At 61.3% G+C, this 21,946-nt stretch carries 26 protein-coding genes; 17 read left to right on the plus strand and 9 right to left on the minus strand.

The genetic code is table 11. The annotated features are described in order from the left end of the window. Window positions 1-49 precede the first annotated feature (49 nt). From ACMTA2_RS21160 to ACMTA2_RS21170, 3 genes are all read left to right on the plus strand, one after another. A complete protein-coding gene (locus ACMTA2_RS21160; protein ID WP_413791625.1) occupies window positions 50-913 on the plus strand; it encodes a LysR family transcriptional regulator in 864 nt (287 codons plus the stop codon). Window positions 914-1,133: 220 nt separating this feature from the next. Next, window positions 1,134-2,678 carry an EAL domain-containing protein gene (locus tag ACMTA2_RS21165; RefSeq protein ID WP_413791626.1) on the plus strand — a complete coding sequence of 515 codons (1,545 nt, stop codon included), beginning with the start codon at window positions 1,134-1,136 and terminating at the stop codon, window positions 2,676-2,678. Between the two features lie 223 nt (window positions 2,679-2,901). Then, window positions 2,902-3,267, plus strand: a complete 366-nt coding sequence (locus ACMTA2_RS21170; RefSeq protein WP_058544518.1) for a histone-like nucleoid-structuring protein, MvaT/MvaU family — start codon at window positions 2,902-2,904, stop codon at window positions 3,265-3,267. Between the two features lie 91 nt (window positions 3,268-3,358). Here ACMTA2_RS21170 and ACMTA2_RS21175 read toward each other — a convergent pair whose 3' ends face one another. After that, window positions 3,359-3,877: a DUF4946 domain-containing protein gene (locus ACMTA2_RS21175; RefSeq protein ID WP_413795698.1), complete on the minus strand. Its 519-nt coding sequence runs from the start codon at window positions 3,875-3,877 to the stop codon at window positions 3,359-3,361. A 194-nt stretch (window positions 3,878-4,071) separates the two neighbouring features. Here ACMTA2_RS21175 and gloA point away from each other — a divergent pair, with 194 nt between their 5' ends. Continuing rightward, the gene (gene gloA, locus ACMTA2_RS21180) at window positions 4,072-4,593 is read left to right on the plus strand and encodes a lactoylglutathione lyase (protein ID WP_413791627.1); all 522 of its coding nucleotides are present in this window, start codon (window positions 4,072-4,074) and stop codon (window positions 4,591-4,593) included. A 179-nt stretch (window positions 4,594-4,772) separates the two neighbouring features. Here gloA and ahpF read toward each other — a convergent pair whose 3' ends face one another. From ahpF to galU, 4 genes are all read right to left on the minus strand, one after another. After that, the gene (gene ahpF, locus ACMTA2_RS21185) at window positions 4,773-6,335 is read right to left on the minus strand and encodes an alkyl hydroperoxide reductase subunit F (protein WP_413791628.1); all 1,563 of its coding nucleotides are present in this window, start codon (window positions 6,333-6,335) and stop codon (window positions 4,773-4,775) included. 124 nt (window positions 6,336-6,459) lie between these two features. Then, window positions 6,460-7,023, minus strand: coding sequence for an alkyl hydroperoxide reductase subunit C (ahpC, locus tag ACMTA2_RS21190; protein WP_413791629.1), 564 nt, complete (start codon window positions 7,021-7,023; stop codon window positions 6,460-6,462). Window positions 7,024-7,197: 174 nt separating this feature from the next. Further along, window positions 7,198-8,556 (minus strand): glutathione-disulfide reductase, encoded by a 1,359-nt coding sequence (gene gorA / locus ACMTA2_RS21195; protein ID WP_413791630.1) that lies wholly within the window; start codon window positions 8,554-8,556, stop codon window positions 7,198-7,200. A gap of 310 nt (window positions 8,557-8,866) precedes the next feature. Then, on the minus strand, window positions 8,867-9,706 hold the full coding sequence (gene galU / locus ACMTA2_RS21200) for a UTP--glucose-1-phosphate uridylyltransferase GalU (RefSeq protein ID WP_003182953.1): 840 nt from the start codon (window positions 9,704-9,706) through the stop codon (window positions 8,867-8,869). Window positions 9,707-9,940: 234 nt separating this feature from the next. On the opposite strand from galU, the gene ACMTA2_RS21205 reads away from it, so the two are divergent. Continuing rightward, window positions 9,941-10,153 carry a hypothetical protein gene (locus tag ACMTA2_RS21205; RefSeq protein ID WP_413791631.1) on the plus strand — a complete coding sequence of 71 codons (213 nt, stop codon included), beginning with the start codon at window positions 9,941-9,943 and terminating at the stop codon, window positions 10,151-10,153. A 115-nt stretch (window positions 10,154-10,268) separates the two neighbouring features. Further along, window positions 10,269-10,550 (plus strand): hypothetical protein, encoded by a 282-nt coding sequence (locus ACMTA2_RS21210; protein WP_413791632.1) that lies wholly within the window; start codon window positions 10,269-10,271, stop codon window positions 10,548-10,550. Between the two features lies 1 nt (window position 10,551). Here the strand turns inward: ACMTA2_RS21210 and ACMTA2_RS21215 are convergent, their stop codons facing one another. Next, window positions 10,552-10,782 (minus strand): hypothetical protein, encoded by a 231-nt coding sequence (locus ACMTA2_RS21215; RefSeq protein ID WP_413791633.1) that lies wholly within the window; start codon window positions 10,780-10,782, stop codon window positions 10,552-10,554. Window positions 10,783-10,890: 108 nt separating this feature from the next. Further along, on the minus strand, window positions 10,891-11,241 hold the full coding sequence (locus ACMTA2_RS21220) for a hypothetical protein (RefSeq protein WP_186709305.1): 351 nt from the start codon (window positions 11,239-11,241) through the stop codon (window positions 10,891-10,893). A gap of 201 nt (window positions 11,242-11,442) precedes the next feature. Between ACMTA2_RS21220 and ACMTA2_RS21225 the strand changes: the two genes are divergently transcribed. The 5 genes from ACMTA2_RS21225 (at window position 11,443) to ada (ending at window position 14,678) form a co-directional block, all read left to right on the plus strand. Then, a complete protein-coding gene (locus ACMTA2_RS21225) occupies window positions 11,443-11,745 on the plus strand; it encodes a DUF1883 domain-containing protein (RefSeq protein ID WP_003182962.1) in 303 nt (100 codons plus the stop codon). 28 nt (window positions 11,746-11,773) lie between these two features. Next, window positions 11,774-11,944 (plus strand): hypothetical protein, encoded by a 171-nt coding sequence (locus ACMTA2_RS21230; RefSeq protein ID WP_413791634.1) that lies wholly within the window; start codon window positions 11,774-11,776, stop codon window positions 11,942-11,944. Window positions 11,945-12,107: 163 nt separating this feature from the next. Next, window positions 12,108-12,827: a 2OG-Fe(II) oxygenase gene (locus ACMTA2_RS21235; protein ID WP_413791635.1), complete on the plus strand. Its 720-nt coding sequence runs from the start codon at window positions 12,108-12,110 to the stop codon at window positions 12,825-12,827. After that, the gene (alkB, locus tag ACMTA2_RS21240) at window positions 12,814-13,494 is read left to right on the plus strand and encodes a DNA oxidative demethylase AlkB (protein ID WP_413791636.1); all 681 of its coding nucleotides are present in this window, start codon (window positions 12,814-12,816) and stop codon (window positions 13,492-13,494) included. The genes ACMTA2_RS21235 and alkB overlap by 14 nt, the downstream gene beginning before the upstream one ends. A gap of 110 nt (window positions 13,495-13,604) precedes the next feature. Then, complete coding sequence (ada, locus tag ACMTA2_RS21245) at window positions 13,605-14,678, plus strand: bifunctional DNA-binding transcriptional regulator/O6-methylguanine-DNA methyltransferase Ada (protein ID WP_413791637.1); 1,074 nt, start codon at window positions 13,605-13,607, stop codon at window positions 14,676-14,678. Here the strand turns inward: ada and ACMTA2_RS21250 are convergent. Further along, window positions 14,642-15,130 (minus strand): GyrI-like domain-containing protein, encoded by a 489-nt coding sequence (locus ACMTA2_RS21250; protein WP_100264040.1) that lies wholly within the window; start codon window positions 15,128-15,130, stop codon window positions 14,642-14,644. The two genes, ada and ACMTA2_RS21250, sit on opposite strands and share 37 nt — an antisense overlap. 149 nt (window positions 15,131-15,279) lie before the next feature. On the opposite strand from ACMTA2_RS21250, the gene ACMTA2_RS21255 reads away from it, so the two are divergent. From ACMTA2_RS21255 to ACMTA2_RS21280, 6 genes are all read left to right on the plus strand, one after another. Beyond that, window positions 15,280-16,350 carry an NAD(P)H-dependent flavin oxidoreductase gene (locus tag ACMTA2_RS21255; RefSeq protein WP_413791638.1) on the plus strand — a complete coding sequence of 357 codons (1,071 nt, stop codon included), beginning with the start codon at window positions 15,280-15,282 and terminating at the stop codon, window positions 16,348-16,350. A gap of 495 nt (window positions 16,351-16,845) precedes the next feature. Beyond that, the gene (gene modA / locus ACMTA2_RS21260; RefSeq protein WP_413791639.1) at window positions 16,846-17,598 is read left to right on the plus strand and encodes a molybdate ABC transporter substrate-binding protein; all 753 of its coding nucleotides are present in this window, start codon (window positions 16,846-16,848) and stop codon (window positions 17,596-17,598) included. Next, window positions 17,599-18,279: a molybdate ABC transporter permease subunit gene (gene modB / locus ACMTA2_RS21265; protein ID WP_413791640.1), complete on the plus strand. Its 681-nt coding sequence runs from the start codon at window positions 17,599-17,601 to the stop codon at window positions 18,277-18,279. 3 nt (window positions 18,280-18,282) lie between these two features. Then, window positions 18,283-19,362 carry a molybdenum ABC transporter ATP-binding protein gene (gene modC, locus ACMTA2_RS21270; RefSeq protein ID WP_413791641.1) on the plus strand — a complete coding sequence of 360 codons (1,080 nt, stop codon included), beginning with the start codon at window positions 18,283-18,285 and terminating at the stop codon, window positions 19,360-19,362. A gap of 242 nt (window positions 19,363-19,604) precedes the next feature. Beyond that, a complete protein-coding gene (locus ACMTA2_RS21275) occupies window positions 19,605-20,660 on the plus strand; it encodes a DNA topoisomerase IB (protein WP_413791642.1) in 1,056 nt (351 codons plus the stop codon). A 116-nt stretch (window positions 20,661-20,776) separates the two neighbouring features. Then, window positions 20,777-21,340 carry an ATP-dependent Clp protease proteolytic subunit gene (locus ACMTA2_RS21280; RefSeq protein WP_413791643.1) on the plus strand — a complete coding sequence of 188 codons (564 nt, stop codon included), beginning with the start codon at window positions 20,777-20,779 and terminating at the stop codon, window positions 21,338-21,340. Between the two features lie 43 nt (window positions 21,341-21,383). Here the strand turns inward: ACMTA2_RS21280 and ACMTA2_RS21285 are convergent, their stop codons facing one another. After that, entirely contained in the window at window positions 21,384-21,917 is a 534-nt protein-coding gene (locus tag ACMTA2_RS21285; protein WP_413791644.1) for a DUF3087 family protein, read from the minus strand. Window positions 21,918-21,946: the final 29 nt, after the last annotated feature.

Here is a 21,946-nt window from a genome sequence, read left to right on the forward strand (position 1 = left end):
GCCTCATCATCAGGCTCATGCTTTGTCATCGTAAAATGAGCGATCACTCATGACCCTCACTCAACTCGAAATCTTCTCCCTGGTCGCCGAGCTGCGTGGTTTCACCGCTGCGGCCACGCGCTTGGGCATTGGCCAGTCCGCGGTGTCCCACGCCATCAAATCCCTGGAACAAGAGCTGGGCGTGGAGTTGTTCAGGCGCCATCAGTCGGTGGTGGAGCTCAGTGACATTGGCCAGCAATTGCTGCTGCGGGCCCGGGCCATGCTCGGACTGGCCAACACCTTGCGCCAGGAAGCCGCCGATGCCCGGGGCATGCGCCGGGGCACCTTGCGCATCGGCTCGTTCGGGCCGACGTCATCGATGAAATTGCTGCCCGGGATCCTGCAACGCTATCGAGCCCTGCATCCCGGGATCGAAGTGCACATCGACGAAGGGCCCGACAGGCAGGTCATCCAGTGGCTGGACGAACGGCGAATCGACGTCGGCTTCGTGGTGCTGCCCGAGGAGCGCTTCGATACGTTCGCGTTGCTGGAAGATCAGATGGTCGCCCTGCTCCCCGCCTCACACCCCCTCGCCGCACGGGCCAGCCTGAGCCTCCAGGACCTGTGCAACGACCCCTTCGTGCACACCGAGGCCGGATCGTCGGAACTGGTTTCGCGCCTGTTCAATGCCGCGCGGCTGACACCGAACGTGCGTTTTCGTTGTTCGCAACTGCTCAGCACCCTGGATGTCGTCAGGCGCGGCGAGGCGGTGAGCGTGGTGTCCGAAGGCTCGTTGCCGGACGACGAGAACCCGGGCTACGTTGCTCGGCCCTTGTCGCCACGGGTACCGCGTCAGATCGGCCTGGCGGTATTGGACAGCCGCCAGGCCTCGCCCGCTACCCTGGCGTTTATCGAGCTGGCCCGGCAGTCATGAGCCCAGCACCAAACCTGGGGAAACATGGCATTGAACCTGTGGGAGCGGGCTTGCTCGCGAAGGCGGTGTATCAGTCGACATCAACGGTGACAGACACGACGCTTTCGCGAGCAAGCCCGCTCCCACAGTCACCTTGTGGTCAGCAAGCACTCGGCAAGCCATCTATCATGGTCGGCATCCGACGATTACCCCTCATCCCGTTTCTTCTCAGGTTGTGCCGATGCCCTTGACCGCCACACGCTTGCACGCCCGGCCCCGTCGCTATCTCGTCACCCTGCTTTGCGGCCTGGTACCGATGCTGTCAGGGCTGGCCATGTTGTACATGCAGGCCGAACGGACGCTGGCGCAACACACCCGGCAGACTGCCGAGGAGTTGGTCAGGCAGATCGAGCTGATGCTCGACAACACGGCTTTGGCGGCCCATGAACTATTACCCCTGGCCGGCCAGCCCTGCGAAGCGGTGAAGCTGGCCTTGCGTGAACAAGTGACGCGCCGGCCCTTTGTCCGCTCGACCAACCTTGTCTGGGACAACAACCTTTACTGCAGCTCGCTGTTTGGTGCCTTCGAGGAACCCGTCAACCCGAGCGACTATCATCAAGGCACCCTGTGGCTCATGAACGGCAACCCGGTCACGCCGGATACCGCGTTGCTGATTTACCGGCTCAATGACGGCCGCAAAGGCGCCTTGGCCACCCTTGACGGGTATCATCTGGCCAACGTCCTGCGCCTGATCGGCCGCCAGGCCCGGCTGCGGCTGCAAGTCGGGCCCAATTGGCTGGCAGCGGACGGCAAGGTCCGGCCAGCGCCCCTGCCCGGGTTGCCGGTGGCCCAGAACGAACTGGGCTCGGCGCGCTACGCCTTCACTGTAGAGGCCGGGTTCGACGAGGGTGAAACCTGGCGCTACATGGCCAGGGAATACCCGCCGCTGTTCAGCCTGCTGATCTTCTTCGGCGTTGTGGCCGGCATACTCGGACACTGGCTGCAGAAACGCGCGTCGTCCCCCAGCCGTGAATTGCAGCGGGCACTGGAAGCCGGCGAGTTCGTGCCCTACCTGCAACCGGTCGTGCACAGCGACAGCAAACGCTGGGCCGGCGTCGAGGTGCTGATGCGCTGGAACCACCCCACAGAAGGCCAGGTTCGCCCGGACCTGTTCATTCCCTTCGCCGAACACAGCGGCGTCATCGTGCCGATGACCCGTGCGCTCATGCGCCAGACCAGCCACCTGTTGGCGCCGCTCGCGCCTCGACTCGAAGCGCCGTTTCATGTCGGCATCAACATCACCGCTCGCCACTGCCAGGATCTGGCGCTGCTGGACGATTGTCGCGAATTTCTCAGCGCTTTCGCGCCGGGGGCGATAACCCTGGTGCTGGAGTTGACCGAACGCGAGTTGATTGAGCCGACGTCCGTGACCCGGCAACTGTTCGGTGAACTACGGGAACTGGGCGTCAAGATCGCCCTCGACGATTTCGGCACCGGTCATTCCAGCCTGGCGTACTTGCGCCAGTTCAACGTGGATTTCTTGAAGATCGACCAGAGTTTCGTCGCGATGATCGGCGTCGATGCCTTGTCGCGCCACCTCCTCGATAGCATCATCGAACTGTCGGGCAAGTTGGATCTGGACATGGTCGCCGAGGGCGTCGAAACCGTCGAGCAAAGCGACTACCTGAGCGCCCATGGGGTGAACTTTCTACAGGGTTATCTATTTGGTCGACCGATAAGCGGGCAGGCATTTGTTGAGACGTTGACCACCACTACTGGCAGTTAACTGCCGCCGTTCTATTGACGACGGCGTTCCAATTGATAAGACTTTTGCTGTTGTTACATAACGAAAAAGTTACGATTTACACTCTCTGGATTAACTACTACACTTTTTCTACCTGTGCCACATAACAGGAGAGCGTCATTAACACCGAGTCGCTTCAAGGCGCTTGGCTTATAGCTTTGTTTGCGGTTGGTATCAGCCATATATTTTGATTGGAGTAATCATTTTGTCCAGACTCGCTGAATTTCGTGCAGCCGAAAAGGCCCTTCAAGAACAGCTCAAGCAGCTGGAATCGCTGAAGAACGATGCCGGGCTCAAGAAGGAAATCGAATTCGAGGAAAAGCTCCAGGGCCTGATGAAAACCTACGGCAAGAGCCTGCGCGACATCGTCGCTATCCTCGACCCGAACCCATCCAAGGCGAGCCTGCAATCGACCAAGCCCACCAAGACGCGCCGCGCGCGCGTGGTGAAGGTTTACCAGAACCCGCACACCGGTGAGTTGATCGAAACCAAAGGCGGCAATCACCGCGGCCTGAAAGCCTGGAAAGAACAGTACGGTGCAGCGACCGTTGATTCCTGGTTGCGTGGTTGACAGCCCATGATGCAAAAAAGCCCTGAACAATCAGGGCTTTTTTATGGCTAAACTTCAGGATTAAACCCTTTGGCCTATTACGCTGAAGGCGTCATAGTTTCAAACTGTTTCGCACCGACTGTATCTCATCCTGGCTTTCAACAAACACCTGTGCCTGCCCCGCATACGACAGCACATAAGCCTTGCCCTCGTTTAGTGCCGCGACGAGTGCCTGAGACAATACATGTCGTCCGTTTTGCGTGATCGTGCAAGTGGTTTCCAATGCTGTTACGCCGCCCAACATGGAGGCATGGACCTTAGTGCACACACTTTGGTATCCCCCCTGGAAAAAATCCTTCTGGATTGATTTGCGCATTTCCAGCAATACGCCTTGCAAGTTCACCTGGTGATCGGGTTCGACGGGGGTCGTGGTCAATTCCATGACCATCACGGCATTGCCTGCCGTATCACTCTTGGTTGCCCGTTGGCGCAGGGTTCCCGAAGCCGATGCGTCCGCCGGCAGCGGTTCGACAACCCAGCCCTGGGGCCAGGAAACCTGTGGTTCGGCCGCCTGGACGCCGCCGACACTGGCAAACAACAGGACAAACAGCGAAAGGAACGGTCGAAACATTGCACGGGCACTCAAGAACGAATCGTCAAGTCTGAAGCCCGAGGCAGAAGCAGGCAATAGCCACATGCGGTTTGGCGACACCGCCCCCCTTGCGTATCATGGGCGCACCTGCAAGGAAGCTGTCTGACGCAAGCCCAGGAACCGTCGCACCCCAGATTGCGACGCCGTTTGCCCCACTTTTTTCCGGAGGGCCCATGAGCCTGCACGAACTCGATACTTTCCCTGGCGTCACCGCACAACCGGACGCCGCCACGGCCCGATTCGTCTTCAACCACACCATGCTGCGGGTCAAGGACATCACCAAGTCCCTGGATTTCTACACCCGCGTGCTGGGTTTCTCGCTGGTGGAAAAGCGCGACTTCCCGGAGGCCGAATTCAGCCTGTATTTCCTGGCACTGGTGGACAAGAAGCAGATCCCGGCGGACGCGGCGACGCGTACCGAATGGATGAAGTCGATCCCTGGCATCCTGGAATTGACCCACAACCACGGCACTGAAAGCGACCCGGCGTTCGCCTACCATAACGGCAACACCGACCCACGCGGCTTCGGCCACATCTGCATCTCGGTACCGGATGTCGTCGCCGCCTGCGAGCGCTTCGAAGCACTGGGCTGCGACTTCCAGAAACGCCTGACCGACGGTCGCATGAAAAGCCTGGCCTTCATCAAGGACCCGGATGGCTACTGGGTCGAGATCATCCAGCCTGCGCCGCTGTAAACCTCACCACCGCCCCTGTGGGAGCGAGCTTGCTCGCGATAGCGGTGGCCCAGCCTGCATCCATGTTGAATGTGCCGCAGTCTTCGCGAGCAAGCTCGCTCCCACAGGGTGATGCATGATCCAAAACAAAACCCCATGAGCCAGGCTCATGGGGTTTTGTTTTTTCCGCTATCGGCTATTCAGGCCGGCGCGGAGGTACGGATCAGGTGGTCGAAGGCACTCAGCGAAGCCTTGGCGCCCTCACCCACGGCGATCACGATCTGTTTGTATGGCACCGTGGTCACGTCACCGGCGGCGAACACGCCAGGGATCGAGGTTTCACCCCGGGCATCGACGATGATCTCGCCCCGCGGCGACAACTCGACGGTGCCTTTGAGCCAATCGGTGTTGGGCAACAGGCCGATCTGCACGAAGATCCCCTCCAACTCCACATCCCGCACGTCACCGCTCGCACGGTCCTTGTACCGCAAGCCATTGACCTTCTGGCCGTCTCCCGTCACTTCGGTGGTCTGTGCGCTGGTAATCACCGTCACGTTCGGCAGGCTGTGCAGTTTGCGCTGCAGCACCGCGTCGGCACGCAATTGCACATCGAACTCCAGCAACGTGACATGGGCCACGATACCGGCCAGGTCGATAGCCGCCTCGACGCCTGAGTTACCACCGCCGATCACCGCCACGCGCTTGCCTTTGAACAGCGGACCATCGCAGTGCGGGCAGTACGCCACGCCCTTGTTGCGGTATTGCTGCTCGCCCGGCACGTTCATTTCGCGCCAGCGGGCACCGGTCGCCAGGATAACGGTCTTGGCCTTGAGGCTCGCACCGCTGGCGAACTTGATTTCATGGAGCCCGCCGTCCTTGCCTGGCAGCAAGGCGTCGGCACGTTGCAGGTTCATGATGTCCACGTCGTACTGCTTGACGTGTTCTTCCAGGGCAACGGCCAGTTTCGGCCCTTCGGTTTCCTGGACCGAGATGAAGTTCTCGATGGCCATGGTGTCGAGCACCTGGCCACCGAAACGTTCGGCCGCCACACCGGTGCGGATCCCTTTACGAGCCGCGTAGATCGCCGCCGAAGCGCCGGCCGGGCCACCGCCGACCACCAACACATCAAAGGCGTCCTTGGCGCTGATTTTCTCGGCCTGGCGTTCGATACCGCTGGTATCGATCTTGGCGAGAATCTCTTCCAGGCCCATGCGGCCCTGGCCGAAGTTCACGCCGTTCAGGTAAATGCTTGGCACGGCCATGATCTGACGTTCATCGACTTCGGCCTGGAACAGCGCGCCGTCGATGGCGACGTGGCGAATGTTCGGGTTCAGCACCGCCATCAGGTTCAGCGCCTGGACCACATCCGGGCAGTTCTGGCACGACAGCGAGAAATACGTCTCGAAGTTGAACTCGCCCTTCAGCGAGCGGATCTGTTCGATCACATCGACACTGGCCTTCGACGGGTGGCCGCCGACTTGCAGCAGGGCCAGCACCAGCGAAGTGAATTCATGGCCCATGGGGATACCGGCAAAGCGCAGGCTGATATCGGCTCCCGGGCGGTTCAACGAAAACGAAGGCTTGCGCGCATCGGTGCCGTTGTCGAGCAAGGTAATCTGGTGGGAAAGACTGGCAACGTCTTGGAGTAACGCGAGCATTTCCTGGGATTTCGCACCGTCGTCGAGGGAGGCGACGATCTCGATCGGCTGGGTGACCCGTTCCAGGTATGACTTCAACTGAGCTTTAAGATTGGCGTCCAACATACGGGCGATTTCCATTTTTTGAATTTCAGAAAAAACAACGCCCGAGCGAATCTCGCCCGGGCGTTTTTTGTGGGCGGTGCGGCTTGCTTAAGTGCGGATGACCGCCCTCAAAGGACTCACGGTCTTAGATCTTGCCGACCAGGTCCAGGGACGGAGCCAGGGTGGCCTCGCCTTCTTTCCACTTGGCTGGGCAGACTTCGCCCGGGTGAGCGGCAACGTACTGAGCGGCCTTGATCTTGCGCAGCAACTCGGAAGCGTCACGGCCAACGCCGCCGTCGTTGATTTCAACGATCTTGATCTGGCCTTCCGGGTTGATCACGAAAGTACCGCGGTCAGCCAGGCCGACTTCTTCGATCAGCACATCGAAGTTGCGGGAGATGACGTGGGTCGGGTCGCCGATCATGGTGTACTGGATCTTGCCGATGGCTGGCGAAGTGTTGTGCCAGGCAGCGTGGGCGAAGTGAGTGTCGGTCGATACGCTGTAGATCTCGACGCCCAGCTTCTTGAATTCGGCGTAGTTGTCGGCCAGGTCTTCCAGCTCGGTTGGGCAAACGAAGGTGAAGTCGGCTGGGTAGAAGAACACGACAGACCATTTGCCTTTCAGGTCGGCGTCCGACACCTGGACGAACTCGCCGTTCTTGAAGGCGGTAGCGTTGAACGGTTTAACTTGGCTGTTGATGATAGGCATCGATGTTTCTCCATCAGGGTTGAAAAGTTGATGGAGGGAATCTTAACCACTCATCCCCAGGCTGGCTCATTGGCAAACCTGATGTGAATGATTGGTTTTGGCTATCAGCCGCTGAATAGATAGAAGAAATCTTAATATGGCGAGCAGGCTCGCTCGCCATATGTCCGCCGGGCTTCAGGAGGCCAAGGGTGTACGCATTGTCACGAACTCTTCGGCGGCGGTCGGGTGCACGCCGATGGTCTCGTCGAAGTCGCGCTTGGTGGCGCCAGCCTTGAGGGCGATGGCCAAGCCTTGGACGATTTCACCGGCATCCGGCCCGACCATGTGGCAACCCAATACCTTGTCGGTCCGGGCATCCACCACCAGCTTCATCAGGGTGCGCTCCTGGCAATCGGTCAAGCTCAGTTTCATCGGCCGGAAACGGCTTTCGAAAATCTCGACCTCATGGCCCTCCTCCCGGGCCTGCTCTTCGGTCAGGCCCACCGTGCCAATGTTCGGCAGGCTGAACACGGCGGTGGGGATCATCCGGTAATCCACCAGTCGATACTGCTCGGGCTTGAACAGGCGCCGCGCCACCGCCATGCCTTCGGCCAGGGCGACGGGGGTGAGCTGAACGCGGCCGATCACGTCGCCAATGGCCAGGATCGAGGGTTCAGTGGTCTCGTATTTTTCGTTGACCTGGACAAAACCTTTCTCATCCAGCGTAACGCCTGTGGTTTCCAGGCCAAGGTTATCGAGCATCGGCCGCCGGCCGGTGGCGTAGAACACGCAGTCGGTCAGCAGTGTGCGACCGTCCTTGAGGGTCACCCTCAAGCTGCCATCGTCCAGCTTGTCGATGCGTTCGATGTCGGCGTTGAATTGCAGATCCATGCCTCGACGGTCGAGTTCTTCCGCCAGGTGCTTGCGCACCGCACCGTCAAAGCCCCGCAGGAACAGCTCGCCGCGATAGAGCAAGGACGTCTGCGCGCCCATGCCATGGAAAATCCCGGCGAACTCCACAGCAATGTAGCCCCCGCCCACCACGATGACGCGCTTGGGCAGGTCCTTGAGAAAGAACGCCTCGTTGGAGCTGATGGCATGCTCGCGCCCTGCAATGTCCGGGATCACCGGCCACCCGCCCGTGGCGATCAGGATATGCCTGGCGGTGTGGCGCTGGCCGTTGATCTCGACCTCATGGGGCCCGGTCAGCCTGGCATGCCCTTCGTGCAGCACGACACCGCTGTTGACCAACAGGTTGCGGTAGATGCCGTTGAGGCGATTGATCTCCTTGTCCTTGTTGGCGATCAGCGTGGCCCAGTCGAAACTCGCCTCGCCCGCCGTCCAGCCATAGGCCGACGCCTGCTCGAAGTCCTCGGCGTAATGCGCGCCGTAGACCAGCAGTTTTTTCGGTACGCAGCCCACGTTCACGCAGGTCCCGCCCAGGTAGCGGCTTTCCGCCACGGCCACCTTGGCCCCGAAACCGGCGGCAAACCGCGCCGCCCGAACACCACCGGAACCGGCGCCAATCACATACAAGTCAAAATCGTAGGCCATTTTCTATCTCCTTTGGCAGGTCATCAGCATACCTGCTGTTTTCACCTGAGGCAGCGTTGCGGTTGGTTATGGGGATGGAAAATGAAAAAGCCAGCTGGACAGACTCATGTCGCGCGATCAATCCCAAAACCTGTGGGAGCGGGCTTGCTCGCGATGGCGTCGGATCAGCAGCATTGATGTTGACTGGCTCACCGCTATCGCGAGCAAGCTCGCTCCCACAGGGGTTTGCTTGTGTCCGAGAGACTTTTCTCCGCGCAAAAAAACGCCCCGAACCAGTCGGGGCGTTTTTTACAAGGCGCGGCGCAGGCTATCAGTAAGCCTTGCCGGTCTTGTAGAAGTTCTCGAAACAGAAGTTGGTCGCGTCGATGTAGCCTTCGGCGCCACCGCAGTCGAAACGCTTGCCCTTGAACTTGTAGGCCATCACGCAGCCGTTCTGGGCCTGTTTCATCAGGGCGTCGGTGATCTGGATTTCGCCACCCTTGCCTGGCTCGGTCTGTTCGATCAGGTCGAAGATGTCCGGGGTCAGGATGTAGCGACCGATGATCGCCAGGTTCGACGGTGCGTCTTCAGGTTTTGGTTTTTCAACCATGCTGTGGACGCGGTAGATGTCGTCGCGGATCATTTCGCCGGCAATCACGCCGTACTTGTTGGTTTCCTGCGGATCGACTTCCTGGATCGCCACGATGGAGCAGCGGAACTGCTTGTACAGCTTGACCATCTGGGTCAGGACGCCGTCGCCTTCGAGGTTGACGCACAAGTCGTCCGCCAGGACCACGGCGAATGGCTCGTCACCGATCAGCGGGCGACCGGTCAGGATCGCGTGGCCCAGGCCTTTCATTTCGGTCTGGCGTGTGTAGGAGAACGAGCACTCGTCGAGCAGTTTGCGGATGCCGACCAGGTATTTTTCCTTGTCGGTGCCCTTGATCTGGTTTTCCAGCTCGTAGCTGATGTCGAAATGGTCTTCCAGGGCGCGTTTGCCGCGGCCGGTGACGATGGAGATTTCCGTCAGGCCCGCATCGAGGGCTTCTTCGACGCCGTACTGGATCAGTGGCTTGTTCACCACCGGCAGCATTTCTTTGGGCATGGCTTTAGTCGCTGGCAGGAAGCGAGTACCGTAACCGGCTGCTGGGAACAAGCATTTCTTGATCATATAAGTCCTTGAAAAGGCGGTGTGTACGAGTTTCGGCGCAGTCTAATCAGGCGACGGGCACCTTACAATGCCCGCACTGGCCAACCGGTGCCATCATAGAGAAATAAAAAACAGCGGATAGTTCAATTGCCTTTCGTCTCGATGGCGGCAGCGGTCCACTGTACGCCAGTAAGCACTGTTTGCGCGCATTTGACGTATCATGGCGCCCTTGATCCCGCCAATTGAGGCAGCTAGATGTCGGCAAGAAACGCAAACGGTTATTCGGTCAGCCAGGGCAAGGACGGCCAGTGGTGGATTATCAACTACCACGGCGAGCAGGTCGCCGGTCCCTTGCCCAGCAAGGCCATGGCAGTGGAAGTGGCTGCGGTATTCCAGGACGAGCGCGCTGCCCCGGCGGCCAAAGATCGCGAAACCGCCCCTGCACGCAGCCCCCGCCGCAAGAAATAAAAACGCCGGCCTCCGGTAAATGCCACCCTGGCATCGAAGGAGGCTGGTTTAGCTGTACCGCAATGGCCATTCGCTATAACCTCGCCATTGCCCTTCCCTCCTCGATGACGAACCCATGAAGACATTTCTGGCGCTGTTTACAGTCCTGGCCCTGGCGGGATGTGCCTCGGCCGAAAAGACCTATCTCGATAATGGTGAACAAGGCTTGGCCATCGACTGCTCGGGCGAGGCCAATTCCTGGGCGACCTGCTACGAGAAGGCCGATGCGTCCTGCGCCGGCACCGGCTACCGCATCGTCGGCACCGACGGCACGCCCCAGGCCAAGGAAAGCGAGAAAACCCTGGGCGTCGACGTCGGCAACTTCAACAGCCGCAGTGTCGTGGTGGTCTGCAAATAAGCTAGATGTGAATCTCGGCGAACTTGATGCCCAGCCCGCGTATGGTCTCGACCAGGTCATCGAGTTGACTGAAAGACTCGACTTCGTCCTGCTCATCCACCAGGAAAAAACTTCGCCCGGCGCTTTTCTTGAAGAACACGATCCACTCGCCCGGGCTCGCCGGGTTCTGAATCACGTGGGTGGCAAAGATAAGCCCTTCTGCATGGCGCTGGCGCACCTGCTCGCGTTTCATCGACTGACTCCATGAATGACAATGCCGCCAACGTCGAGCGTGGCGGCATTTTTGTCGAGGCCACTAGTCTATCCGATGGCCGGCCCGTTCGTCAGGCGCTGGCGGTGATCAGCCGGAAATGCAGGCGTTGGCTGCGTCCTGCACATCGCCCGGACGCACGGGCACGTTGGACATGCTTTCGTGCAGCTTGATGCTGCTGCCACTGGAGCGCTCGTCAATGTCGAACACCGCCGCCGGCAGGGCCGACAGTTTGCCCGGGACGATCAGCCGCACGCCGTTCTTGTGCGGCTCCATTTGCAGCGAGCCACGGCTGCTGGCCAGCTTGTCGGCAACGCACTTGGCGTATTCGTGAGGCTTCTTTCCGGAGATGACGCTCATGGTGGGGGGCGTCTGGTTGATGTCCGATACCGATGCACATCCACTCATGGCCAATGCCAACACCCACACGCTGCGCTTCATATGTTTCCTCCAATAAAGATCCTCCGACAGTGCAAACACCGTTTTGCTCCGGGGCCGCACCGCTTTTTTTCCCGCAACCTGCGATAAATGAACAAAGCCTGGAGCGCGGGCCGGATATTAACACTCGGGGCTGATAAACTGCGCTTCATTGCCCCTTGCTATCGTTTTGATTTTGTAGAAAAAGCCCTTCTGGAGGCGCCCATGAAATTCATTCACCAGCGCGAGCACCTGAACGAAGACGACATCGTCGTTATCGAATGCTCGCAAATGTGCAACATCCGTTTGATGAACGATGCCAACTTCCGCAGTTTCAAGAATGGCGGCCGGCACACGTATCACGGTGGCGCGTTCGACACCTTTCCGGCCAGGATCACGGCGCCAAGCACCGGTTTCTGGAACATCACCATCGACACCGTCAACCGCCGTGCAATCAGCGTCACGCGCAAGCCGACACTGACCCACAAAATCAAAATCATCCGGCGTTCCAGCTCGAAACTGAGCTGAGCATCGCCCTTTCAAGAAAGGCAAAACCGTGGCCCAGACGACCAAATACGTCATCAAGTACAAGCTCAACGGCGAGCGCCGCTTCGAATTCGCACAGCTGGAAACCGGCACCGAGGAAGAAGCCCGGGCCGCCTTGCAAAAGCTGCACGGCGAAACCGACGATGTGATCAGCGACCTCAAGGTCAGCAAGGCGCTGTAACCACTCTCCCTGATTGTATTTTTTGTGGCATCTGGCTGGGCACGATGCTTTTGTGGCGTGGGGGTTACTCCCTCGCCACAGGAATGCCGAACCGCAAGAATCGGGGTGCCCTGCAACGCAGCACTGCGCAGACTGAACAGTCCTTCCAACAAGGACTGCCATCGTGCCCCCTACGCCTTCCCTGCTCCAGTCCCTCACCCACCTTGACTGGCCCACTCTGGAGCAAAGCCTCGATCAGGACGGCAGTGCGGTCGTCCGCAGCCTGCTCACTGCCACGCAATGCCAGAGCCTAAGCAGCTTGTATGCCGACCCCGGGCTTTTCCGGTCCCGGGTGGTCATGGCCCGCCATGGGTTCGGACGCGGTGAGTATCAGTATTTTCGCTATCCGCTACCGGACCTCATCCAACAACTGCGTGAGGCGTTGTATCCGATGCTGGTGCCGCTGGCGAACCGTTGGAATGAGTGCATGGACCTTAAGGTGCGCTACCCCCACGAACACGCCGACTTCATTCGGCGCTGTCACGCCGCCGGGCAATCGCGTCCTACGCCGTTGTTGCTGCAATACGGCCCGCAGGACTACAACTGCCTGCACCAGGATCTGTACGGTGAGCAGGTGTTCCCCTTGCAGGTCGCGATCCTGCTATCGGAACCGGGCCGGGATTTTACCGGCGGCGAGTTTGTCCTTACCGAACAGCGTCCACGCATGCAGTCGCGGCCCCAGGTCATCGATCTGAAACAGGGCGATGGGCTGGTATTTGCCGTGCACCAGCGGCCAGTCAAAGGTATTCGCGGTTATTATCGGGTGAACATGCGCCATGGCGTCAGCCGCGTGAACAGCGGCAGACGGCACACCTTGGGAATCATTTTTCATGATGCGCAGTAATGACACACCGGTCACCCTGGACCTGTTCGCCGACCAGGCGCCCACCCTGCCCGGCCAGGTCGAACAGATCGGCCCGCAAGCATTCGTGCTGCGCGGCTTCGCCCTGCCCTGGCTCGAGCGCTTGCTGCCGGCGCTGGAAAGCGTCCTGCAGGCTGCGCCGTTCCGGCAGATGGTCACACCCGGCGGCTTTACCATGTCAGTGGCCTTGAGCAGTTGCGGCGCACTGGGCTGGACCACCGACCGCAGCGGCTATCGCTATACCGCCCATGACCCGCAAACCGGCCATCCCTGGCCCGAGATGCCGGCAGTGTTTCGCGAGCTGGCCCAGGCCGCCGCCCGGCAGGCACAGTTCGAGCATTTCGAGCCCGACGCCTGCCTGATCAACCGTTACGTGCCCGGCGCGCGGATGTCGCTGCACCAGGACAAGAACGAACGCTCCCTCACCGCACCCATCGTCTCGATGTCCCTGGGCTTGCCGGCGGTGTTCCAGTTCGGCGGCTTCGAGCGCAGCGACAAGAGCCTGCGTATCCCGTTGTTCCATGGCGACATCGTGGTATGGGGCGGCGTGGACCGCTTGCGTTACCACGGCGTGTTGCCACTCAAGGACGGGCAGCATCCGCGCCTGGGCGCCCAGCGGATCAACCTGACGTTTCGCACCGCCGGGTGAAGGTGCAGAATTGGACCGCAAGACCCGGAGTGTTGTCACTTGGAGGACTCGCTACGCTAGTGTCCTGTATCACAGGGCACTAGACAAAACGGGCCAATGGAATAACGACCATGAACAGCACTTCAAACAATCTCGCCCCTGAACTGGATCCTCGCTGGGCCGCCGTGCTCGCCCGTGATCCACGCGCCGACGGCACCTTCGTCTATGGCGTGAAGACCACCGGCATCTATTGCCACCCCAGCAGCCTGTCGCGCCTGCCCAACCCGCGCAACATCGAGTTCTTCGACACGCCGGAACAGGCCCAGGCCGCCGGCTACCGGCCCAGCAAGCGTGTGGCCCGCGACCAGACCCAGATCGCCGCCCAACAAGCGGCACGGGTCGCGGCGGCCTGCCGGCAGATCGAGGCGGCCGAGCAATTACCAGGCCTGAATGAATTGGCCGCAAGCGCCGGCTTGAGCCCTTTCCATTTTCATCGGGTCTTCAAGGCCATCACCGGCCTGACCCCCAAGGGTTACGCCGCCGCCCACCGCTCACGCAAAGTCCGCGAACGCCTGGCCAATGGCGGCAGCATCACCGAGGCGCTGTATGACGCCGGGTTCAATTCCAACAGCCGCTTTTATGAGGCGGCCGATAAGGTCTTGGGCATGAAACCCGCCGACTACCGCGCCGCCGGACAGAACACCGACATCCGTTTCGCCGTCGGCCAATGTTCCCTGGGGGCGATCCTGGTGGCGCAAAGCGAACGTGGCGTGTGCGCGATCCTGCTGGGGGACGACCCGGATGCGCTGGTGCGGGACCTGCAGGACAAATTCCGCCGGGCCAACCTCATCGGTGCCGACCGCGAGTTCGAGCAACTGATCGCCCGGGTGGTGGGCTTCATCGAAGCGCCCGCCCTGGGCCTGGACCTGCCCTTGGACCTGCGGGGCACCGCCTTCCAGGAGCGGGTCTGGCAAGCCTTGCGGGACATTCCCGCGGGCAGCACCGCCAGCTACGCCGAAATCGCCCAGCGCATCGGCATGCCCAAGGCCGTGCGCGCCGTGGCCCAGGCCTGCGGCGCCAACAGCCTGGCGGTGGCGATTCCTTGTCACCGGGTGGTGCGCAGCGACGGCAACCTGTCGGGCTATCGCTGGGGCGTGGAGCGCAAGCGTCAGTTGCTGGCGCTGGAGCGCTCGTCCGGGGATTGAATGCCGATGTAGATCGCCACCGAGTCGGGGCCGCTGTAGACCTCGAAATCGGTGGTAAAACGACGCAATGTCTGCGGGTTATCCGCGAAGTACGCCCAGATCAGGCCCCAGGTCTGGATCACGCAGTCGGGCATCGGCCCCTTGGCCGCAAACATCAGGTAATCCCCGCCCTCGATGTCCACGGCGGGGTAGCCTGCGCTGGTCGCATCCACCTGCACCCCGGCCGTCACATCGAAGTGGCCGGTGGCGTCGGACTCGTAATTGGAATACACCCCATAGACGAACGACTCCGACTGCCGGGCCGGAATCGTGTCGAACAGCCCTTCGTTGAAGAACTGCTGCCACATCGGGCCGATTCGGGCGGTGTCGGGCTGCTGCTCGTCGGTGTTGCGGGTGCGTACCTGCAAACCGGCCACGGTGAAAGGTTCGACGGTCTTGAGTTTCACGTCCATGGATCGGGCTCCTTGATGTATGAAGCCCGCATGGTAACCCTCCCACCGTCGGGATCAAGTTGCGGCGCTCGATTGAAAAACTCGACTGGCCCTCTCCAGTCCACACCTGCTAAAACCGCTGTTTCCTTCTGCCGTCGGAGACCCCGCACATGAGCCAGTGGCCAGACACTCGCCTTCTTGACCTGCTCGGTATCGAGCTGCCCATCATCCAGGGGCCACTGGCCGGAGTGACCGGGCCGGCCATGGTGGTCGCGACCTGCAATGCCGGCGGGCTGGGTTCGATGCCGGCGGCGATGCTCGATGTCGAGCAACTGCGTCAGGCGCTGGCGACCATCAGCGAGCAGACCGACAAGCCGTTCAATGTGAATTTCTTCTGTCACCAGCCGCCGGCCTTCGATGAGCAGCGAGCCCAGGCCTGGAAACAGCGACTCAAGCCCTACTACGAGGAACTGGGTGTCGACTTCGATGCCCCGACCCCGGTGTCCAACCGCACGCCTTTCGACGATGCCGCCTGCCGGGTCCTGGAAGAGATGAGTCCGAAAGTGGTCAGTTTCCACTTCGGCCTGCCGGAAAAATCCCTGGTGGACCGGGTAAAGGCCACCGGGGCGAAAATCCTTTCTTCGGCCACCACCGTCGAGGAAGCCATCTGGCTGGAACAGCACGGCTGCGATGCGATCATCGCCATGGGCTATGAAGCCGGCGGCCATCGCGGGATGTTCCTCAGCGACGATCTCAACACTCAGGTCGGCCTGTTTGCCTTGTTGCCGCAGGTGGTGGATGCGGTGAAGGTGCCGGTGATCGCCGCCGGTGGCATCGGCGATGCGCGGGGGATTGTCGCGGCGTTCGCCCTGGGTGCCTCGGCGGTGCAACTGGGCAGCGCCTACCTGTTCACGCCCGAGGCGAAGATCAGCCCGTCCCATCACCGGGCGTTGCGCACGGCCAAGGAAAGCCAGACCGCCGTCACCAACCTGTTCACCGGTCGCCCGGCCCGGGGCATCGTCAACCGGGTAATGCGCGAAGTGGGCCCGATGAGCCCGCTGGCACCGGCATTCCCCCTGGCGGGCGGTGCGTTGATGCCCCTGCGCGCCAAGGGCGAAGCGGACTTCAGCAACCTCTGGGCCGGTCAGGCCTTTCCCTTGGGGCGCGAACTGTCGACAGCCGAGTTGACCCGGCGGTTGGCCGAAGAGGCGTTGGCCCGACTCCACAAAACAGATGCCTGACACCTTTCATCGCCTGCTCGGACGCCATCGCGAGCAAGCTCGCTCCCACAGGGGATTGGGGGCAACCGGCACATCCAGGCACACTACCGGACCTGTGGGAGCCGAGCTTGCTCGCGATGGCGGCAGCACATTCAAAATGAATGCAAGCTGACCCACCGCCATCGCGAGCAAGCTCGCTCCCACAGAGGATTTGGGGCAACCGGCACATCCAGGCACACCACCGGACCTGTGGGAGCCGAGCTTGCTCGCGAAAGCGTCGGCAGATTCAACATTGATGGAGGCTGATCCACCGCATTCGCGAGCAAGCCCGCTCCCACAGGGGATTGGGGGCAACCGGCACATCCAGGCACACCACCGGACCTGTGGGAGCCGAGCTTGCTCGCGATGGCGGCAGCCCTTGCGCCTTCACTTCCCAGGCAAAATGCCGCGTTCCGTTTGTCGGTTATTCGCTATATATTCTGGTATATAGCGAACCTGACCCACGGAGCCTCACCCATGCCCCTCACCCGCTTCGCACCGTTGCTGCTGACCACGTTCTTTGCCATTGGAGCCGTCCAGGCCGCTGAGGTGCAGGTGGCGGTCGCTTCCAATTTCACCGCGCCGATCCAGGCCATCGCCGCCGATTTCGAAAAAGACACCGGGCACAAGCTGGTGGCGGCCTACGGGGCAACCGGGCAGTTCTACACCCAGATCAAGAACGGCGCGCCATTCGAAGTCTTCCTCGCCGCCGACGACACCACCCCGGCCAGGCTCGAAAGCGAAGGTGACACCGTCAAGGGCTCGCGCTTCACCTACGCAGTCGGCACCCTGGCGCTGTGGTCAGCCAAAGAGGGTTATGTCGATGGCACGGGGCAGGTCCTTACGCACAACGATTTCCAACACCTGTCCATCGCCAACCCGAAAGCCGCACCCTACGGCCTCGCGGCGACCCAGGTGCTGGACAAGCTCGGCTTGACCGCACAGGTGAAAAGCAAACTCGTCGAAGGCCAGAACATCACCCAGGCCTACCAATTCGTCTCCACCGGCAATGCTGAGCTGGGCTTCGTCGCCTTGTCCCAGGTGTACAAGGACGGCAAAGTGACAGGCGGTTCGGCGTGGATCGTCCCGGCCGACCTGCACGACCCGATCAAACAGGACGCGGTAGTCCTCGACAAAGGCCGGGACAATCCCGCCGCCGTGGCCCTGGTGGATTACCTCAAGGGCCCGAAAGCCGCCGCCATCATCCAAACCTACGGTTACCAACGCTAAATGCCCCTGACCAGCGCCGACTATGCCGCCATCTGGCTGACCCTCAAACTGGCGTCCTTGACCACGGTGATCCTGCTGCTCATCGGCACGCCCATCGCTCTATGGCTGTCGCGCACCCGCTCGTGGCTGCGCGGGCCGGTGGGCGCCGTGGTGGCGTTGCCATTGGTGTTGCCACCCACGGTGATCGGCTTTTACCTGTTGCTGGCGTTGGGGCCGCACGGCTGGATCGGCCAGTTCACCCAAGCCCTCGGGCTGGGCACCCTCACCTTCAGCTTCACCGGGTTGGTGATCGGCTCGGTAATCTACTCCATGCCGTTTGTGGTTCAGCCGTTGCAGAACGCCTTCTCCGCCATCGGCAGCCGCCCCCTGGAAGTCGCCGCCACTCTGCGAGCCGGGCCCTGGGACACGTTTTTCAGCGTCATCCTGCCCCTGGCCCGCCCCGGTTTCATCACCGCGGCGATTCTCGGTTTCGCCCACACCGTCGGCGAATTCGGCGTGGTGCTGATGATCGGCGGCAATATCCCGGAGAAAACCCGGGTGGTGTCGGTGCAGATCTACGACCATGTCGAAGCCCTGGAATATGCTCAGGCCCACTGGCTCGCGGCGGCAATGCTGGTGTTTTCATTCCTGGTGCTGCTGGCGTTGTACTCCAGCCGCCGAACCCGTGCCGGTTGGAGCTGATCGATGATTCACGCGCGTTTGCAGCTCGACCATGGGGCTTTTTCCCTGGACCTGGATGTGCAACTGCCAGGCCGTGGCGTAACCGCCCTGTACGGCCCTTCCGGGTCCGGCAAGACCACCTGCCTGCGCTGCATTGCCGGGCTGGAGCGACCGGCCCGTGGTTTTATCGAGGTCAACGGCCACGTGTGGCAGGACAGTGAGCACGGTGTGTGCGTGCCGCCCCATAAGCGGCCGGTGGGGTATGTGTTCCAGGAGGCCAGCCTGTTCGCTCATTTGTCGGTGCGGGCCAATCTGGCGTTTGGCCTCAAGCGCATTGCGCTGGCACAACGGCGGGTGGACATGCAACAGGCCACCGATCTGCTGGGCATCGGGCACTTGCTCGATCGGCAGCCGCACCACCTGTCAGGCGGCGAACGCCAACGGGTGGGCATCGCCCGCGCCTTGCTCACCAGCCCGCGGCTGCTGCTGATGGATGAGCCGCTGGCGGCCCTCGATAGCCGGCGCAAAAACGAAATCCTGCCTTACCTGCAGCGGCTCCACGATGAGCTGGACATCCCGGTGCTGTATGTCAGCCATTCCCAGGACGAAGTGGCACGCCTGGCCGATCACATCGTGCTGCTCGACGCTGGCCGCGCGCAGGCCAGCGGCCCCATCGATGAAACCCTGGCCCGGCTCGACCTGCCCTTGGCCCTCGGGGATGACGCCGGCGTGGTGATCGAGGGCAAGGTCAGCGGCTATGACCCGGCGTATCAATTGCTGACCCTGAACCTGCCCGATAGCCAACTGAACGTACGCGTGGCCCACACGTCCCTGGCCCTCGGCCAGTCGCTACGCTTCAAGGTCCAGGCCCGGGACGTCAGCCTCAGCCTGGCGAACGATGCCCAGACCAGCATCCTCAACCGCCTGCCGGTCACCGTGATCAGCGAACAGGCCGCCGACAACGCCGCCCATGTGCTGATCCGCCTGGAAGCCGCCGGCACGCCGCTGCTGGCGCGCATCACCCGCTACTCCCGCGACCAGTTGCATCTGCAGCCGGGGCAGGTGTTGTGGGCGCAGATCAAGGCGGTGGCGGTGTTGGCATAAAATCTTGAATATCCAAATCACAACCCTGTGGGAGCGGGCTTGCTCGCGAAAGCGTCGGCAGATTCAACATTGATGGAGGCTGATCCACCGCATTCGCGAGCAAGCCCGCTCCCACAGATCCGCCGGTCGACTTTGGACAGTAGGAAGGCTGCAAGGCGGTAACCGCAGAATCTTGGCACGACCGCAACGGGCTGCGGTCAATCGATCACAGGCCACCGGATTCGCCGCCAAGGACTTTCTTCATGCCCGACACCCTGCCGCCGGATGCACTACCGGCCGACCTGCATTACGTCGACGACACCGCCCCCGGCATCACCCGCAAGAAATTGCGTGGCAAGTTCTGTTATTTCGACCCTCAGGGCCAGCGCATTACCGACGCAGCCGAGATCCAGCGCATCAATGCCCTGGCGGTGCCGCCGGCCTACACCGATGTCTGGATCTGCACCGACCCCCGTGGCCATCTCCAGGCCACCGGCCGCGATGCCCGCGGGCGCAAACAGTACCGCTACCATGCGCGCTGGCGTGAAGTGCGGGATGCGGACAAATATTCGCGGATGCTGGAATTCGGACGTGCCCTGCCGCGTCTGCGCAAGCGCCTGGAAAAAATCCTCGCCACGCCCGGCTTCAGCCGCGACAAAGTCATGGCCACGGTCATCACCCTGTTGGACGTAACCCTGATCCGCGTCGGCAATTCCCAATACGCCCGCGCCAATCGCTCCTACGGCCTGACGACACTGCGCAACAAACACGTAGAGGTCAACGGCAGCGCCATCGCCTTCCAATTCCGTGGCAAGAGCGGCATCGAACACCAGATCACCGTGAAAGACCGGCGCCTGGCGCGGATCATCAAGCGCTGCCAGGAGATCCCCGGGCAGAACCTGTTCCAGTACCTGGACGAGCATGGCGAGCGCCATTCCATCAGTTCCTCGGACATCAACGCCTACCTCAAGACCCTGACTGGCGCCGACTTCACCGCCAAGGACTACCGCACCTGGGCCGGCAGCGCCGCCGCCCTGGCAGGGTTGCGCGCGCTGCGTTGGGAGACCGAAACCGAAGCCAAAAGACACGTCACCGAGATGGTCAGGCAGGTCTCCCGGCAACTGGGCAACACGCCGACCGTCTGTCGTAAATGCTACATCCATCCGGCGGTGGTGGAAGGCTTCCTGCTCGGTGCCCTGAAGGCGTTGCCCAAACCCCGGGCCCGCAAAGGCCTCAGCGAAGAAGAAGCCGGACTGACGCTATTCTTGCAACGCATGACACAAACCGCAGAGGCGTGCGAACGGACGCAATCGGTTTAAGCGATTCACCCGCAGCGAGTCAAGAAGTCGGAACATCCGCAGAGCACCAGACTCCCAACTTTACGGCACGACCACTGCACAGGCTTATAAAAGGGTGAAATCGACAGGAGCTGCCGATGTCCGAACACATAGTCCATTTTCATTGCCAGATCGATCAGGGAACCACGGAACGCTTTCGCGACCACTGCCTGGAGGCCATAGAGAAAGGCGCCGACTCGCTGATGCTCAACCTTTCCACCGTCGGCGGCAGTACCAACTTCGGTTTTACGCTGTATACCTTCATCAAGTCTCTCCCGGTGCCGGTGCGTGCGGTCAATGCCGGCAATATCGAGTCGATGGGCATCATCATGTTCCTGGCTGCCAGCGACCGCACCACCACCCCGCATTCACGCTTCCTGATCCATCCGATGAACTGGTATTTCGGCCAGAAATCCGTGGACCATTCGCGCCTGCGCGAGTACCTGTCCAGCCTGGACAACGACGTGGCGCGATACGTGGAAATCTACGTCAAGGAAACCGCCGGCGCCGCGACCCAACTGGACATCTTCAAATGCCTGTGCGCCGAGGAACGGGTGATTCCGGCTGAGAACTCCCTGGCCTTTGGCATCGCTCATCGGGTCGAACAGGTGGTGTTCCCCGTAGACGCCAAGCACTGGAAAGTCAGTGGTGGTGAAGATTAAATAAAGGCATAGATCAATGAGATCCTAAAACTGCAAAGCAACCCTATGTTGCGCCATAGACTTGCTTCACCGTCTCGATCCAACTCGGGTCCAGGCGCGACTGTGCGGTGTCCAGGCCCAGCGCCTGCATCTGCGCCAGGTGCGCGTCGGCCTCTCGCGCCAGGGAACCCTGGGCGCTGGAGTTGGCGTCCAGCTGATGCATCTGGGCCAATCCCAGGTGATAGAAGCGCAGCAGCTTCATGGCGATGGGGTCCTGGGCCTTTACACCCGCCGTCACCTGGTGCATCACGTTGGTGATTTTCATCAGGCTGCGCTTGAGCTGCCAGCCGTACACCGCGGCGGCCATCCACGGCTGCGACCAGAAGTACTGGCGCATCAGCACGGCCATCGCCAATACGGCGACAATCACCCCGCCAAGGTTGAAGCGAAAGTTATCGCCGCCGGGCGTGCCCAACAGCATCACGGCCAGGCTGGACAGCAGCATCGCCAAGGCCAGGAACACCACCGCGATGATCAGGGTGCTGCGGCGGGTCTGTTTGCGGTAGGTGTCGCCATCCCACGGTTTGATCTCGAACATCGCGGCGCAATTTCCTTGTACGGCATCAA

This window comes from Pseudomonas medicaginis, assembly GCF_965119365.1.
Lineage (GTDB): Bacteria > Pseudomonadota > Gammaproteobacteria > Pseudomonadales > Pseudomonadaceae > Aquipseudomonas.